Source organism: Streptomyces sp. NPDC012510 (assembly GCF_042955065.1).
Lineage (GTDB): Bacteria > Actinomycetota > Actinomycetes > Streptomycetales > Streptomycetaceae > Streptomyces.
The window spans coordinates 157829-172496 of sequence record NZ_JBIBEN010000011.1 but is presented as its reverse complement, the minus strand read 5'-3'; the positions used below and the strand labels follow the sequence as shown (position 1 = coordinate 172496).

Annotated in this window: 13 protein-coding genes and 1 pseudogene; 10 read left to right on the top strand and 4 right to left on the bottom strand. The window is 68.4% G+C overall.

From position 1 onward, the window contains the following. The first annotated feature begins 31 nt into the window (after positions 1–31). The 9 genes and pseudogenes from ACFY9I_RS21805 to ACFY9I_RS21765 all read left to right on the top strand — a co-directional run bounded on the left by ACFY9I_RS21805 (position 32) and on the right by ACFY9I_RS21765 (position 10528). Positions 32–1099, top strand: coding sequence for a substrate-binding domain-containing protein (locus ACFY9I_RS21805; protein ID WP_391003992.1), 1068 nt, complete (start codon positions 32–34; stop codon positions 1097–1099). A gap of 549 nt (positions 1100–1648) precedes the next feature. Beyond that, positions 1649–2965, top strand: a complete 1317-nt coding sequence (locus ACFY9I_RS21800) for an extracellular solute-binding protein (RefSeq protein WP_391003990.1) — start codon at positions 1649–1651, stop codon at positions 2963–2965. A 70-nt stretch (positions 2966–3035) separates the two neighbouring features. Beyond that, on the top strand, positions 3036–5096 hold the full coding sequence (locus ACFY9I_RS21795; RefSeq protein ID WP_391003989.1) for a beta-galactosidase: 2061 nt from the start codon (positions 3036–3038) through the stop codon (positions 5094–5096). A gap of 30 nt (positions 5097–5126) precedes the next feature. Then, positions 5127–6038, top strand: coding sequence for an ABC transporter permease subunit (locus ACFY9I_RS21790; RefSeq protein WP_391003987.1), 912 nt, complete (start codon positions 5127–5129; stop codon positions 6036–6038). A gap of 91 nt (positions 6039–6129) precedes the next feature. Continuing rightward, positions 6130–6948 carry an ABC transporter permease subunit gene (locus ACFY9I_RS21785; RefSeq protein WP_391003984.1) on the top strand — a complete coding sequence of 273 codons (819 nt, stop codon included), beginning with the start codon at positions 6130–6132 and terminating at the stop codon, positions 6946–6948. A 330-nt stretch (positions 6949–7278) separates the two neighbouring features. After that, positions 7279–8004, top strand: a complete 726-nt coding sequence (locus ACFY9I_RS21780) for an FCD domain-containing protein (RefSeq protein ID WP_391003982.1) — start codon at positions 7279–7281, stop codon at positions 8002–8004. 139 nt (positions 8005–8143) lie between these two features. After that, positions 8144–8548 carry an Ldh family oxidoreductase gene (locus ACFY9I_RS21775; protein ID WP_391003980.1) on the top strand — a complete coding sequence of 135 codons (405 nt, stop codon included), beginning with the start codon at positions 8144–8146 and terminating at the stop codon, positions 8546–8548. Beyond that, positions 8466–9188 (top strand): annotated as a pseudogene (locus ACFY9I_RS21770) (site-specific integrase); the annotation flags it as partial. The gene ACFY9I_RS21775 and the pseudogene ACFY9I_RS21770, both read left to right, overlap by 83 nt. Positions 9189–9445: 257 nt before the next feature. Then, positions 9446–10528 carry a hypothetical protein gene (locus ACFY9I_RS21765; RefSeq protein ID WP_391003978.1) on the top strand — a complete coding sequence of 361 codons (1083 nt, stop codon included), beginning with the start codon at positions 9446–9448 and terminating at the stop codon, positions 10526–10528. A 138-nt stretch (positions 10529–10666) separates the two neighbouring features. Here the strand turns inward: ACFY9I_RS21765 and ACFY9I_RS21760 are convergent, their stop codons facing one another. Continuing rightward, positions 10667–10897: a DUF6223 family protein gene (locus ACFY9I_RS21760; RefSeq protein ID WP_391003977.1), complete on the bottom strand. Its 231-nt coding sequence runs from the start codon at positions 10895–10897 to the stop codon at positions 10667–10669. 95 nt (positions 10898–10992) lie between these two features. On the opposite strand from ACFY9I_RS21760, the gene ACFY9I_RS21755 reads away from it, so the two are divergent. Continuing rightward, on the top strand, positions 10993–11538 hold the full coding sequence (locus tag ACFY9I_RS21755) for a tetratricopeptide repeat protein (RefSeq protein ID WP_391003974.1): 546 nt from the start codon (positions 10993–10995) through the stop codon (positions 11536–11538). On the opposite strand, the gene ACFY9I_RS21750 is transcribed toward ACFY9I_RS21755, so the two are convergent. From ACFY9I_RS21750 to ACFY9I_RS21740, 3 genes are all read right to left on the bottom strand, one after another. Continuing rightward, the gene (locus tag ACFY9I_RS21750) at positions 11495–11860 is read right to left on the bottom strand and encodes a hypothetical protein (RefSeq protein WP_391003972.1); all 366 of its coding nucleotides are present in this window, start codon (positions 11858–11860) and stop codon (positions 11495–11497) included. The two genes, ACFY9I_RS21755 and ACFY9I_RS21750, sit on opposite strands and share 44 nt — an antisense overlap. 538 nt (positions 11861–12398) lie before the next feature. Next, positions 12399–13265, bottom strand: a complete 867-nt coding sequence (locus tag ACFY9I_RS21745) for a GDSL-type esterase/lipase family protein (protein WP_391003970.1) — start codon at positions 13263–13265, stop codon at positions 12399–12401. A gap of 36 nt (positions 13266–13301) precedes the next feature. Then, a complete protein-coding gene (locus ACFY9I_RS21740) occupies positions 13302–14378 on the bottom strand; it encodes a GDSL-type esterase/lipase family protein (protein WP_391003968.1) in 1077 nt (358 codons plus the stop codon). Positions 14379–14668: the final 290 nt, after the last annotated feature.

Genomic DNA, 14668 nt, shown 5'->3' with positions numbered 1-14668 from the left:
GGGGCGTGGAGATGCGGCGGGGGGCGGCACGGTGGACACGGACACGGGACCGGAGAAGGCGGAGCGGGACGTGAAGCGGCCGAAGCCGCCGTCCGGAAAGCGTCCCACCATCCTCGACGTCGCGGCGCACGCGGGGGTGTCGCATCAGACCGTCTCGCGCTTTCTGCGGGGCAACGGCGGCCTGAAGCCGCAGACGGTGGCCCGCATAGAGCAGGCCGTGGCCGACCTGGACTACCGGCCCAACCTGGTGGCGCGGTCGATGCGCACCCGCAAGTCGAACCGTGTCACCGTGGTCCTGCCGGCCATGACGACCTTCGTGCCCTCGCAGATCCTGCGGGGAGCGTCCGCCGAGGCACAGGCGGCCGGTTACCTGCTGGACATCGTCGGCCTGGAAGGCGACGAACGGGTCAGGGGCGACCGCGTCCGTGCCCTGCTCGACTCCGGTCAGGCCGAAGGAGTGCTGACCTTCACCCCCATCGGCGACCTGGAGAAGCTGGGGCTGGACCATACTCCGACCGTCGTCATAGGTGAGTACGACGACCAGATGCGGTCTCACGGGATCACGGCTGACGGCGAGCCGGCCGCCATGATCATCGATCACCTGGTCTCCCTGGGCCATCGGCGTTTCGTCCATGTCGCCGGCAGCACGGACTGGATGTCGGCACGCAAGCGACGCGAGGTCTATCTGCGGACGGTCGCCGAGCGGGGCCTGGAGAACTACGCCGTCATCGACGGTGACTGGTCCGTGCGGTCCGGATACGAGGCGGCCCAAGGCCTGTCGGCGGACTCCGGCGTCACCGCGGTCCTCGCGGCCAACGACGACGTCGCCATGGGCGCGATCCGTGGTTTCCAGGACCGCGGGTGGCGCGTCCCGGAGGACGTGAGCGTCTTCGGCTGGGACAACCAGGAGTTCACCGCGTACTTCAACCCGTCCATCTCCACCGTGGACCTCGACCGCGAGGCCCTGGGCCGACGGGCCATGCGGGCCCTGCTCGCCCGCATCCGCGAGGAGACCGAGCCGGATCTGCGTCTGGACCTCGACTGCCGCCTCGTGCTGCGCGAGTCGTCCGGACCAGCGAGGACGAACCACACCATGTAGCCCGTCGGCCACACCATCCGGCCGTCGTACAACGGGCGTCCGGGCGGATGGACGCGCCCGAACCCCCGTCCGCACCGCGCGGAACGCGCCGACCCGGCATGTTCCCGCACGGTCCGTTCCGCTTCCGTACCCGCCCGGAACCGGTGAAGTCGCACTAAGTACCCAAGCGTTATGTAGAGACCTCTTGACCGAGATGTGGCCGGTTACTACGCTCGCCACGTGAACGTTCACTATTGCTGACGCACACAGCCATCAACTCGGCGCGACGCTCGCGGTCAACCCCGCGGATGAGCTCGGCACACCGAACCAAGGCTCCAGCGTACGTTCACAAAATCCCTGTCACAGCCGCTGCAGCCCATCCGGGTTCGCTACGAGCCGGGCCAGCGGCGGGCAATCGGATCGCAAGTAACTTTCGCGGCCCGCAAAGCAGCCGAGTTGTGTAGTTGGCCGCCACGCGGCGAGACGGCCGGCGTCCTACGCCGGCTTCCTGAGACGACGTTTCCCCCGTCTGGGCGCATCGCCCAGTGATGGCAGCAGAGGAGCCCCACCATGAACCACTCGTCCCGTCCGAGCAGACGCTCCCGACTCCGTGCGGTCGCACTGACCTGTTCGGTCTTCGCCCTCGTCCTGTCCGCGGGCTGCGCCGCGGACTCCTCCGGCAACGACGGCGGCAAGACCGTCATCCGGTTCAACTGGTGGGGGTCGGACGTCCGCCACGAGCAGACCAAGCAGATGATCGCGTTGTTCGAGAAGGAGCACCCGAACATCAGCGTCCAGGTCGAGTACTCCAACTGGGACGACTACTGGAAGAAGCTGTCGACCAGCGCCGCGGCCAGTGACATGCCCGACGTCCTGCAGATCACGGACCCGTTCATGTACTCGTACATCGACAACGGGCAGCTGATGGACCTGAAGAAGGTCAAGGACGTGCTGAACACCGACAAGCTGCCCCCGAACTCGATGGCGGCGACGACCGTGAAGGACGGCCTCTACGGCGTCCCGGCCGGCGACAGCGCGTTCGGCGTCGCCGTGGATCCGGCGGCGTTCAAGAAGGCCGGTGTGCCCATTCCGGACGACACCAAGTGGTCGTGGGACGACTACGTGAAGACCGCCAAGGCCATCGCCAAGTCGAAGTCGAAGCTGGTCGGCAGTGTGCTGCCTCTCTACCCCAACATGGTGGGCCCCTGGCTGCGGCAGCACGGTGAGGACTGGTGGAACGAGGATGGCAGCGAGATCGGTTTCACCGAGAAGAACATGGCCGGCTACTGGGAATGGGTCCTCAAGCTGCGTGACAGCGGTGGCACGACCAGCCCGGAGGCCGCGGTCGAGGCCCTGGCGTCGGGTGCCGGTATCGAGCAGAACCTGGTCGCCCAGCACAAGGCGGCGATGACCGAGATGTCCGTCACCCAGCTCGGCGCGCTGGAGACCGCCGGTGGGCGCGAGACCCAGCTGCTGCTCTTCCCCGGCGAGGACGGTGCCGCCCAGGTCGGCGCCTACACCAAGCCCGGCGTCTTCTACGGCGCCTCGGCGCGGACGGAACACCCCAAGGAGGCCGCGCAGCTGCTCGACTTCCTGGTCAACTCCCCCGAGGCGGGCAAGATCGGGAAGTTCGACCGTGGTGTTCCCGTCAACCCCGACGTGCTCAAGGCGATCACGCCCGAGTTGTCCCCTGCGGAGAAGCGGATCGCCGACTATCTGAGCCGTGCCAACGCCCTGAAGCCGACCCCGGTGCACAAGGCCAACCCGAAGGCCGGTCCTGCGGTCCCCGAGATCTTCCAGCGCCTCAACGAGGACGTGCTGTTCGACCGTCTGTCGCCGAAGGCGGCGGCCAAGAAGCTCATCTCCGAAATCAAGTCCCAGCTCTGAGCTGCCACGTGTAGTAGCGCTTCCGGAAGGAATCCCCGCCGTGTCCGATCCGCGCACGAAAGATCCGCGCATGAACACCTTTCGCAGTCGACTGCCGGGAGTCGTCTACGGCGGGGACTACAACCCGGAGCAGTGGCCGAGGGAGGTGTGGCAGGAGGACGTCCGGCTCATGCGAGCCGCGGGCGTGCGGCTCGTGAGCCTGGGCGTCTTCTCCTGGGCCATGCTGGAGCCCGCCGACGGCCAGTTCGACTTCTCATGGCTCGACGAGATCATGGACCTGCTGTGGGCGAACGGCATCCATGTCAACCTCGCGACACCGAACGCCGCGCCACCTCCGTGGCTCGCCACGGATCACCCCGAGATCCTGTCGGTGGACCGGCAGGGAGTGCGGCACGGCATCGGCAGTCGAGGACACCTCTGCCCCTCCTCCCCGGTCTACCGGGACCGCAGCCGGCGCATCGCCACCGCGCTGGCCGAGCGGTACGGGAACCATCCCGCTCTGGCCATGTGGCACATCGGCAACGAGTACCACTCCGACTGCTTCTGCGACCTGTGCGACGACCGCTTCCGCGCGTGGCTGCGGCAGCGCTACGGCACCCTGGACGAGCTCAACCACCGCTGGGGCACGGCGTTCTGGAGCCAGCTCTACAGCGACTGGTCCCAGGTGCACCTTCCCCGGCCCGTGCGCGGCTGGGTCAATCCCTCCCGCGAGCTGGACTTCTCCCGCTTCACCTCCGACCTCCTCCTCGAACTCGTCACGCAGGAGCGCGACCTGCTCCACGGCATCACGCCGGACGTTCCGGCGACCACCAACTTCTTCGGGTGCCGGCTGACCGACAGCCACCGGTGGGCGAAGGAACTCGACGTCGCCGCCTTCGACTGCTACCCCGACCCGGGGAAGCCCCACTCCCTGGTCACCGCCGCCTTCCAGTACGACCTGATGCGCTCCCTGCGCGGCGGCCAACCCTGGATGCTGATGGAACAGGCGGCCGGCGCGGTGAGCCAGTGGAAGACCAACCAGGTCAAGCAGCCTGGCCGGATGCGTCTGGGCTCCTACCAGGCCGTCGCGCACGGCTCCGACGCGGTGATGTTCTTCCAGTGGCGGGCCTCACGCCAGGGACAGGAGAAGTTCCACTCGGCGATGCTCCCGCACGGCGGTGAGAAGACCCGTACATGGCAGGAGGTCAAGGCGCTCGGTAACGAGCTGCGGGCCGTCGACGAGGTCGCCACGGCACGGACCGGCGCGCACGTCGCGATCGTGTGGGACTGGCAGAACTGGTGGGCCGTGGAAGGCTGCGCCCACCCCGACAACACCTTCGACTACCGGGACACCGTGGCCCGGCACTACCGGGCCCTATGGAACAGCCAGGTCGCCGTCGACGTCGTCACCCTCGACGACGACCTGTCGCCCTACCGCGTTCTGGTCGTCCCCAACCAATACCTGATGACCCGTCAACATAGCGCGGCTGTACGGCGGTTCGTGGAGGACGGCGGCCATCTCGTCGTCTCGTACTTCTCCGGGATCGCCGACGAGGACGACCGGATCGTGGAAGGCGGATACCCCGGGGCCCTGCGCGACATCATCGGCGCGCATGTCCAAGAGTTCTCCCCGCTGCCCCCCGAGACCACCGTGCCGGTACAGGCGGCAGCCGACCGGTCCGCGCTGAACGGTCTCCTCGCGACCGCATCGGCGTGGCAGGACGACCTCGAAACGGAGACCGCCCGACCGCTCGCCGTCTACCGCAAGGGCCATCTCGCCGGCAAGGCCGCGGTGGTCGAGCACGAACTGGGCCGGGGCCGCGCCGTGTACGTCGGCACCCGTCTGGACGACGACGCCCTCGAAGCACTGGTACGGCACGTCCTGGACCGTGCCGGAGTGCGACCGGTGCACGCCGCACCACGAGGCGTCGAGGTCACCGAGCGACGGACGGAGACGAACACGTACCTGTTCCTGCTGAACCACCGGCAGGACAAGGCGGTCGTCACCCTCGACCGCTCCGGCACCGAACTGCTCACCGGACGCCGCCTCCAGGCCGGGGACACGCTCGTCCTCGACGCGGCGGACGTCGCCGTCGTACGCACTCCGACGGCCGCACCGCAGCACGACGAACCGTCGTCCAGCACCTCCTGAACCCGCACCCGAGCCAAGAACCCGAGGACGATGACTGTGCTTCGCAGACCCCTCAGCCAGGCGGCCAGAAAAGAAGAACGGACCGCATGGGTCTTCCTTCTGCCGTGGTTCGTCGGCATGGCCGGCATCACGCTCGGCCCGATGATCGCCTCGCTGTACTTCTCGATGACGGACTACAACCTGCTGAGCTCTCCCGAGTGGGTGGGCTTCGAGAACTACAGCAAGATGCTCGACGACCCCCGATTGCGCACGTCCCTGAGCGTGACCTTCGCCTACGTCGCACTGAGCGTGCCGTTGCTGCTGGCGGTCGCCCTCGCCCTGGCGATGATCCTCAACCGGGGCATCAGGGGGCTGGCGTTCTACCGGTCCGTGTACTATCTGCCGTCGCTCCTCGGCGCCTCGGTCGCGGTGGGCATCCTGTGGCGACAGGTCTTCGGCACCGACGGCCTGGTGAACAAGTTCCTCGGACTGTTCGGCATCGACGGCCCCGGCTGGATCTCCAACCCGGACACCGCGCTGTACAGCCTCGTCGTCCTGCACGTGTGGACCTTCGGCTCCTCGATGGTGATCTTCCTGGCCGGTCTGCGGCAGATCCCCGAGCAGTACTACGAAGCGGCCGCCCTCGACGGCGCCGGCCGCTGGCACCAGTTCCGGCACGTCACCGTGCCACTGCTCACTCCGATCATCTTCTTCAACCTCGTACTGCAGGTCATCAGCTCCTTCCAGTCCTTCACCCAGGCATTCGTCGTCAGCGGGGGGACGGGAGGCCCCTCGGACTCGACCCTCTTCTACTCGCTGTACCTGTACGAGGAGGGCTTCGGCCGGCTCCACATGGGCTACGCCTCGGCCATGGCCTGGCTGCTCGTACTGATCGTCGGCGTCCTGACCGCGATCAACTTCTACTTCAGCAAGAGATGGGTGTTCTACGGTGACGGTAAGTGAGATGACACTCGTGAAGGCCGAAGACACTCCTTCGCCTGCTCCAACACCTGCGCCTGCTCCCGCCGCGCAGCGCCGTAGGCGGGTGGCTCGGATGCGCGCGCTCATCAAGCACATCGTGCTGATCGCCTTCGGGCTCGTGATGGTCTACCCGCTGTTGTGGATGATCGCCAGCTCGATCAAACCGGACGCTCTCATCTTCCGTGAGCCCTCCCTGCTGCCCACGGAGACCGACTTCGGGCACTACGCCGACGGCTGGAACGCACTGTCGCACCCGTTCGGGGCGTACCTGCTGAACTCGGCGATCGTCGTCCTGGGGGCACTGCTCGGCAACCTGGTCAGCTGCTCCATGGCGGCCTACGCCTTCGCGCGGCTGAAGTTCCGCGGGCGGCCCTTCTTCTTCGGCATGATGATGCTGACCCTGATGGTGCCGATCTACGTACTCATCATTCCGCAGTACGTGATGTTCTCGGAGATCGGATGGGTGAACACGTTTCTCCCGCTGATCGTCCCCAAGTTCCTCGCCACGGACGCCTTCTTCATCTTCCTGATGATCCAGTTCTTCCGGAGTCTGCCCACCGAACTGGACGAGGCGGCCAAGATCGACGGAGCCGGGTACTGGCGCATCTACTTCCAAATCCTGCTGCCCATCTCGTTGCCGGCCCTGGCCACCACCGCCATCTTCACCTTCATCTGGACGTGGAACGACTTCCTGAGCCAGTTGATCTACCTGACCAAGCCGGAACTGCAGACGGCGCCCGTGGCCCTGCGCAACTACGTGGACGCCACCAGCGGAGCCTCCTGGGGATCGCTGTTCGCGATGTCCGTCGTCACGCTGATCCCGGTCTTCATCGTCTTCCTGGTCGGTCAGCGCTACCTCGTCAAGGGAATCGCCACCACCGGGATGAAGTAGCCGCCTCCACGGACGACCGGGGTCAGCCGACCCCGGTCGCGGCCATCCAGCGCCCAGCGGCTCGGCAGCCGATCCGGGTCGGCGAGCACGGTTCGCGGGGCGCCGAACCCGACGCGGCCCCGGTCGTCCCGCACCCCTTTCAGCTCCGGACCGGAAGCACCCTCGACACGACAGCATCCGCCCGATGCGCCTCACCACACACTGCGCCGACCTCCACAGCCACGCCCACCGCGACCTTGCGGGGGGTGGCCCCGGGCTGCTGGAGACGGCGCACTCCTCGGCTCTAGGCTGTATACAGTTCAATGTGCGGGTAGACGACTAGGGGTATCCATGGTCCGGGCCACCGGCAAGAGCGAAGCGGTGTACGCGCGGCTGAGAGGTGATATTGAGTCGCTACGGCTGCGCCCCGGCGCGAAACTGAGCGAGGTGCAACTCGGCGAGGAGCTGGGCGCGTCCCGTACGCCGGTGCGAGAGGCGATCCGGCGGCTGGCCCGTGAGGGGCTGGTGGACTTCGTGCCGGGTGAGGTGGCCCGCGTGGCGTCGATCTCGCTGGGCGGGGTGCGCGCCCTGTTCGAGTTCCGGATGCTGCTGGAACCGGAGGCGACGGCTTCGGTCGCGACGTCAGGTACTGTCGACGACCGCGTGCTGGTGCCGTTCCGGGAACTCCTGGAGCAGCTTGACGAGTTCGACTCGGCCTTCCGGGCACTGAGCGCGGCCGAGCAGGAGCGGGTCGACCAGGGCTTCTACGATCTGACCGAGATGTTCGACCAGGCGGTCGTCGCGGCGTGCCGCAATCCCTACCTCGCCCGCACGATCAGTGATCTGCGGAGCCAGACCGCGCGGCTGCGGCATCTCTCCCACAGCGGGCCACGTCGCATGCTGACGTCACTTGAGGAGCATCGCGCCATGCTGAAGGCCATCACGCGGGGCGACGCACAAGCCGCGTCGGCGGCCTGCCGTCACCACTTGGCGCAGACGCTGCAAGCCCACCTCGACAGTCTGACCGCCCACGACTTCTCGCTCGGCCCCGAGGTAGAGATGGGCATCGTCGGCTGACGCGAACCCAGTTGTGCCGCCAAGCGGAGTCGATCCGCTCGCGGACGTGCTGGTCCCCTCGACACCCCCTTCTGTATACAGGAGTGGATACCTCGCTGGTGAAGGTGAGACCGGCTGATGCCGCACACCGTCATCGGCGGTGGACCTGCTGGGGTTCGCCGCCACCACCCAAGCCCACGGGGTTCCGCGCGAGGACGCCCGTCTGCTCGCGGACACGCTGGTGACCGCCGAACTGTGGGGACACCCCTCGCACGGGATGCTGCGCCTGCCGTGGTACCTCACTCGCATCGAGAGCGGGACGACCGCCGCGACCGCCGCGACCGCCGCCCGACAGGTCGTCAGCGACAACGGCGCGGTGCTCGTGGTGGACGGCCACGAGCACCGGACTGGGACAGGTCCTCACCGGCCGCGCGACGCGTCTGGGCGTCGAGCGGGCCCACGAGCACGGCATCAGCGCGGTCGCCGTCCGCAACGGCGAGGACCGCCCGCTCGCCACGGTCGCGGACGACGAGATCGGCGGCGTCCTCGAACAGCTGTGGGGTGAGGCGGCGGTTAACACCTGGAACGCCCGCCGGGCGCCAGTGCTGTCGTGGCTGAGCTGGTGCGGCGAGCACGGGTATGACGGCCCGACGGTGCCGGCGTGGGCGAAGCGGCTGACCCCGCCGGACTCCGAGACCCCGGCCCGCTCGAAGATGGCTATCGACCGGCTGTTCGCCCGCCGCGATGTCCATCTCCGGGAGAAGACGCTCTGGCGGATGCTGTACGAGACCGTCGCGCGGTCGGAGGAGATCCTCGGCGTCAACATCGAGGAACTGGATCTCGCCGGGCGCCGCGCCCCGGTGAAGGCCAAGGGCGCCCGGCCGCGCACCCGCCGCCGCGGCGCCGCCGCGGCGCCGTGCGCAAGGACTACGTGCTGGAGACCTTGTACTGGGACGCCGGCACCGCCCGCCTGCTGCCCCGCCTGCTCAAGGGCCGTACGCGCGGGCCGGTGTTCGTCACCCACCGCAGGCCGGGCCCCGGCAAGGTCGTCAGCCCGCGCGACGTGTGCCCGGACACCGGGCTGGTCCGGCTGTCGTACGGGCAGGCCCCGCATGCTGCTGGACGAGCACACCGCCCTCGACGGCCAGAGCGGCACGGGCTGGGACCTTCACGAGTGGCGTCATTCCGGACTCACTCACCTCGGCGAGGCGACCCGCACCTGCCGTTCGGCGGCATCAAACGCAGCGGCCACGGCCGGGAGTTGACCGCCGCGGGCCTCCGCGAGTTCACCAACACCCGCACCGACCGGGTCGCCGCCTGACGGTCCGCACCCGTCCGACCCCACCCGACAGCACGAGGAACTGTCGGCCGGACGACCTGTCAGCCCCTGCGACCGGCAGGTCCCGCCCGTGAACTCGCTGGACCAGGTGGCGTCGCCCCCTCGACCTCAGGCTCTGGGACGATGAGAGATCTCGCAGACGTCACCGGGGAGAAGGGACAGTCGACTGTGAAGGTCGGACTCGCACGTTCCGCCGCGATCCGGTGGGTTGCCCAGCATGCCCGACCCGATGCCGGCTACCGGGGTGCGTACTTCAGCGGCTCGACCGTCGGGCTGCCGGACGACGCGGAGTTGTCGCCCTCCTCCGACATCGACATCGTCGTCGTCACCGCTCAGGAGGACCCGCCGGCCAAGCCAGGGAAACTTCGCTACCAGGGCGCACTGCTGGAAGTCAGCTATCTGCCCTGGAACGAACTCGCCTCCGCCGACGACGTCCTGGCGTCCTACCACCTGGCCGGCAGCTTCCGCACCGACACGATCATCGACGACCCCACCGGCGACCTGCGCACACTGCGCGCACACGTCTCGCACCACTTCGCCGCTCGCCCCTGGGTCCGCCGCAGATGCCAGGATGCCCGCCACCGGATCGAAACCCGCCTCGCCGCGATCGACACCTCGGCTCCGTTCCACGCGCAGGTGCTCTCCTGGCTGTTCCCGACCGGCGTGACCTGCCACGTCCTTCTCGTCGCCGCGCTGCGCAACCCCACCGTCCGTCTGCGCTATCCGGCCGCTCGCGAGGTCCTCACCGACTACGGCCATCTCGGCCTCTACCCGGAACTTCTGAACCTCCTCGGCTGCTCACACCTGCCCGCGCGACGTGTCCAGCACCATCTGCGTGAACTCGCCGCGACGTTCGACGCCACCGTCCAAGTGGCGAAGACCCCGTTCTTCTTCAGCAGCGACATCACGCCCACCGCACGGCCGATCGCGATCGCCGGCAGCCAGAGGCTCATCGACTCGGGCGACCATCACGAGGCCGTCTTCTGGATCACCGCGACCTTCGCCCGCTGCCACACCGTCCTGGCCGCCGATGCCCCCCGGTTGCACGAAGCTCTCGCCCCAGCCTTCCAAGCAGCCGTCACCGATCTCGGCATCGGCTCCTCCCGTGACCTCGTCCACCGGGCCGAAGAGGTGACCTGGTTCCTGCCCCGGCTCTGGCAGACCACCGAGGACATCCTTCACAGCAACCCCGACATCACCGAATGACACTTCCAGGGTCGGACAAGGATTCGTCAGTGGAAGGCGGCGTCTCTACGATTGCCGGAGCGGGATCGCGCGCGATTCTCGTAGGCTGCGGCGCCGTGGCAGAGCGGCCCATTGCGATCGACGTGAGCGAGTCCCCTCTCATGTCGACTGACGGGAACCGGGCGGGCCTGCCCCTACCTGTCCGCGGGTTCGAATCCCGCCGGCACCGCAGCCGACCCTTACTGCCCGGGAATCGCGGTGAGACCAGTGGGAACCGGAACGCGAACGGGCGAGCCAGGCCAGGGTGACGGCGGCCAGGCCCAGGAGCATGGCGAAGTAGGCGCCACCGAGTCCGTTGCCGTTGCCGAGACCACCGTCGGCGGTGGCCACTTACCGTCCCGCCGACGGTCACGGCCACCATATCCGCCACGAGAGCTGTGACGGCACCGTTCCGCCAGGCCCAGGTACCGAAGTGTCCCTGCCTGATGGGGCGGGTCAGGGCCGGCCGCCGCCCACGACGCCGAGGCGGCCCACCAGCGCCGACAGGGAGGCCTCGCCCCGACCGACAAGCCGAAGCTTCGGTATGGAACAGCCTCAGCCTGGCGCTGCGCCACGCGGGACGGGCTCAAGAGGCCGCCGACGCGATCACCCGTGCCCGCGACCTGTTCCACGCCACCGGTGACGGCAATCGCGAGGCCCAGGCCTGGAACAACCTCGGCAACGCCCTGGACCGAGCAGGGTGCGTGCAGGAGGCCATCGACGCCTACACCCGGGCTCTGGAGCTCCACGAGGAGAACGACCATGTGTATGCGATCGGCCAGACCCCGCACAATCTCGCCGGCGCCTACCGCAGCAGCGGCGACCCCATCGCCGCCCGCTTCCACTTCGCCCTGGCCGCCGAGGCCTACACCCACGCAGGTGCCCCCGCCGAAGCCGCCGACGCCCGCGCCCGCGCCGACGGCCGGGCCCGCGACCCGCAGCACCGGGTTATTCGCCGAGGTAACGGTGCCTGGTATCGGCCGGTGCATTGAAGAGTCGGCCGTCGCGGACCTGCCACTCCGTCGTCCCCTCGACTTCGTGGGTGGCGAGGAAGAGACCTTGCACAAGGTCTCCGTCCCCGTCGGAAGGTGGAAGTCGGGCCATCTCCCTGATCTGGTCGGTGAACCAGTCGAGGGCCGATGCGCGCATGTCGGCGCCGTAGAAGAGGTAGTGGGTCCAGTTGACGTGCTTGCGGGGTGAGCCCCATCCATTGGTGTAGTGGTTGTCGTCATGTGCGTCGATGATCTGTTGGATGGCGGCGAGTTGTGTCTCGTCGCACTCCAACCACCCTCGAACCGAGACGTAAGTGCCCATGGGGTGCCCTCTCTCGACATCGATCCTGATGCGACAGTCTGACGAACCCGCCCACCGTTCCGAGGGATCATTGGGCCGCTCCGGGGCGGCGGACGAGCCGTAGGACCGGAAGCCGGAGTTCGCCGTAGGCCACGGCCGACGGCGAACTCTCGCGTTCGGCAGCCTCACACCGCCCTCGTCACCCGATCGGCCTACACGGCGCCGGGTTCCGGCGTGCGGCCTCACTCGGTCGGGCGCATGCTGAGCCTGAACGACGTGCGGATACGCCGCGGCTGTGCCCACTGCTCTGTCGGGAGGCACCGTGACTTTGATCGCTCTGCTCGTCCCGGAGGTCCTGCTCCTGGTGGCGTTCGCCCTGGGAGCCCTTGAGGATCTACTCTTTCCTCCACCGCCCTCGACGCTGCCGGAACGCACTGTTCCGCAGCGGGCGGTACCAACCGCTGATGACAGCCACGCCTCGCAAGCCGACGCTGAGTACGGTCGCACGTAAGGACACACGAGCCCTGAGGTCGAGCAACAGGCACTCAGCACTCCTGTGCTACCGGAGGTACGCGGCCAGCGGCAGGTTCTGTCGGCGTACGTCACCGGCGACCAGCCCGGCGATCCGCTGCGCGCCGTAAGCTTCGAAGTGGGTGCGGTCGTCGCAGAAGAAGGCTCCCACAGGGCCCGATCCGAAGTCCCCGTTGTGCGGGCAGAAGCGCAGGCTGTTGTAAAGGGACACGCTCAGCGTCTGCAGGTCGATGACCGGCCTGCCGGTCGCGGATCCGACGGCGAGGGTCTCGTTGACGAAGCCGCGGTTCTTCGTCGCCGTGCCGCCGGAACAGGTGATGGCGGCCACCGGGGTGAGCAGCACCGGGTGCGCGCCCCGGGCCAGCGCGGCCCGCACCATCACGGTCATCAGTTGCCGGTATCGGGCCGGGCCGACGTGCCGGGGGCAGGTCGAGGAGGAGTCGTTGATGCCGAACTGGATGAACAGGTAGTCGCCGGCCTTCATCCCGGTGCTCGCGTTCAGCATCGCCTGCCAGCGTGACGAGTACGTGTCGGACGTGAGGCGGCACTCGCCGTCCGAGCCCTTGGTGCCGCTCACGTTCCCCTCGTACAGCCAGGTCTGGATGCTGCGACCTCCCACGGCCTGGTTCCTGACGGTCACGTCGCTGTCGAACAGGGCGTCGAACTGGCTGCCCCAGCCGACCGGGCAGCGGGCGGAGCCGGGGTTGGCCATGGTGGAGTCACCGGCCAGCCACACGGTGACCGGCGCGGCCGCCGCTCGTGCGGCCGGGGTCATGGCGCGGGAGGGGGCGGTGCAGTTCGCCGCGGCGCTGTCCGCCGCCGAGGCGGCGCTGATGCCGAGGCTCGACAAGGCGAGCACCAGCGCGGTCGTGATGAGTGTCCGCAATCTCTTCATGTCTCTCTCCCAGGGAGGGCGCCGTCGCACGCGTGGTCAGCGCAGGTACGCGGCCAGGGGCAGGTTCTGTTCCCGGATGCTCTGCAGCAGCAGCCCGCCCATCCGGGTCGCGCCGTACTGCGAGAAGTGGGTGTTGTCCGTGACGCCGTCGACGGAGGAACGGAGGAAGAGCTGTGCGGAGGCGGATGGTCCGAGGGACTCGACCAGCGCCTTGCTCCTGGCGGTCAGATCGATCACCGGCACCCGCTGCGCCGTACCGACCGCGCGCATCTCCGCGGGCAGGTTAACGCCGACGCCGTTGACGTGCAGCGCCGTGGACGTGAGTCGGCTGCCGTCGAACAGCCTGCGGACCGGTGGCGTCACCAGGACCGGGACGCCACCCCTGGCACGGACCCGCGTGATCATGGTGGTGAGGTTGTTCCGGTAAGCGGACGCGCTGGTCTGTTTGTCGTTGTGGCCGAACTGGATGAAGACAGGGTCGTTCGCCTTGACCTTCGCCAGCAGGGCTGGGAAGAGCGCCGAGTTGCTCAGGAAGCTTCCCGAACTCTCGCCGGAGTCGCCGTAGTTGGCGATGGCCGCGCCGGGGCGCACCGCGGTCGGGATCATCTGGCCCCAGCCGGTGTAGGGGGCGGCCGGCTGATCGCACACGGTCGAGTCGCCGGCCAGGTAGGCGACCAGCGGCTGGCTCGCCGGCTTCACGGAGATGGCCGATACCTGTGGACTGGAGCCCGTGAAGCGCATGTCCAGACCGGGATTTCCGGTGCCGCCCTGCCCGGTCGGCTGTCCCTCCGGTTGGCGCACGTTGATGGTGAACGAGTACGTGGCGACGGCTCCGGCGGCCGTGCTCGTCATCGGAAGCATCTGGCGCCGCGCTTCCACCCACATCTCGGTCTGCCCGGCGGAAGAGCCGCCGAGGGAGACCGTCACGTCGTAGGTGCCCGGCGAGACCGCGTAGTGACAGGTGATCGGCGAGGTGCCGGAACAGCCGGCCGGCAAAGCCTGTGGTGCGGCGGCGGCGGAATGCACCGCGCCGGTACCGGCCAGCGCCGCGAGGGTCAGGACGCCTGCCGCTCCCAGCCGGGCGCCTTGCCCACAGCAGTGCCGTAGTGTCATGTACATTACAATCACTCGTCCCTTCTTGACCACGAGTCCTTGACCGCGAGTCCTTGACCGCGGAGGTGTGCGGGTTGAGGCCTTCGCTTGTCGCTCAGGCCTGGGTGAAGCCGTTCACGATGGCGGTGGGCCGCCGGGTGGCGGAGTCCCACGCGCCCATGCGAGGGATCGCGGACGGCCCGTCGACCGCGGACGGATTCGACGGTCGATGACGCGACCCCCTGCCATCGCCGCGTACGGGCACGTGCTGCGGTACCGCGCGAGAACGACCGCCGCCACGGCGACGAAGC

Excerpts from the sequence above, each read along its gene's own strand:
- ACFY9I_RS21800 (WP_391003990.1), top strand. The coding sequence starts at position 1,649 with ATGAACCACTCGTCCCGTCCGAGCAGACGCTCCCGACTCCGTGCGGTC.
- ACFY9I_RS21795 (WP_391003989.1), top strand. The coding sequence starts at position 3,036 with ATGAACACCTTTCGCAGTCGACTGCCGGGAGTCGTCTACGGCGGGGAC.
- ACFY9I_RS21790 (WP_391003987.1), top strand. The coding sequence starts at position 5,127 with ATGACTGTGCTTCGCAGACCCCTCAGCCAGGCGGCCAGAAAAGAAGAA.
- ACFY9I_RS21785 (WP_391003984.1), top strand. The coding sequence starts at position 6,130 with ATGCGCGCGCTCATCAAGCACATCGTGCTGATCGCCTTCGGGCTCGTG.
- ACFY9I_RS21780 (WP_391003982.1), top strand. The coding sequence starts at position 7,279 with ATGGTCCGGGCCACCGGCAAGAGCGAAGCGGTGTACGCGCGGCTGAGA.
- ACFY9I_RS21765 (WP_391003978.1), top strand. The coding sequence starts at position 9,446 with ATGAGAGATCTCGCAGACGTCACCGGGGAGAAGGGACAGTCGACTGTG.
- ACFY9I_RS21755 (WP_391003974.1), top strand. The coding sequence starts at position 10,993 with ATGGGGCGGGTCAGGGCCGGCCGCCGCCCACGACGCCGAGGCGGCCCA.
- ACFY9I_RS21750 (WP_391003972.1), bottom strand. The coding sequence starts at position 11,860 with ATGGGCACTTACGTCTCGGTTCGAGGGTGGTTGGAGTGCGACGAGACA.
- ACFY9I_RS21745 (WP_391003970.1), bottom strand. The coding sequence starts at position 13,265 with ATGAAGAGATTGCGGACACTCATCACGACCGCGCTGGTGCTCGCCTTG.
- ACFY9I_RS21740 (WP_391003968.1), bottom strand. The coding sequence starts at position 14,378 with ATGACACTACGGCACTGCTGTGGGCAAGGCGCCCGGCTGGGAGCGGCA.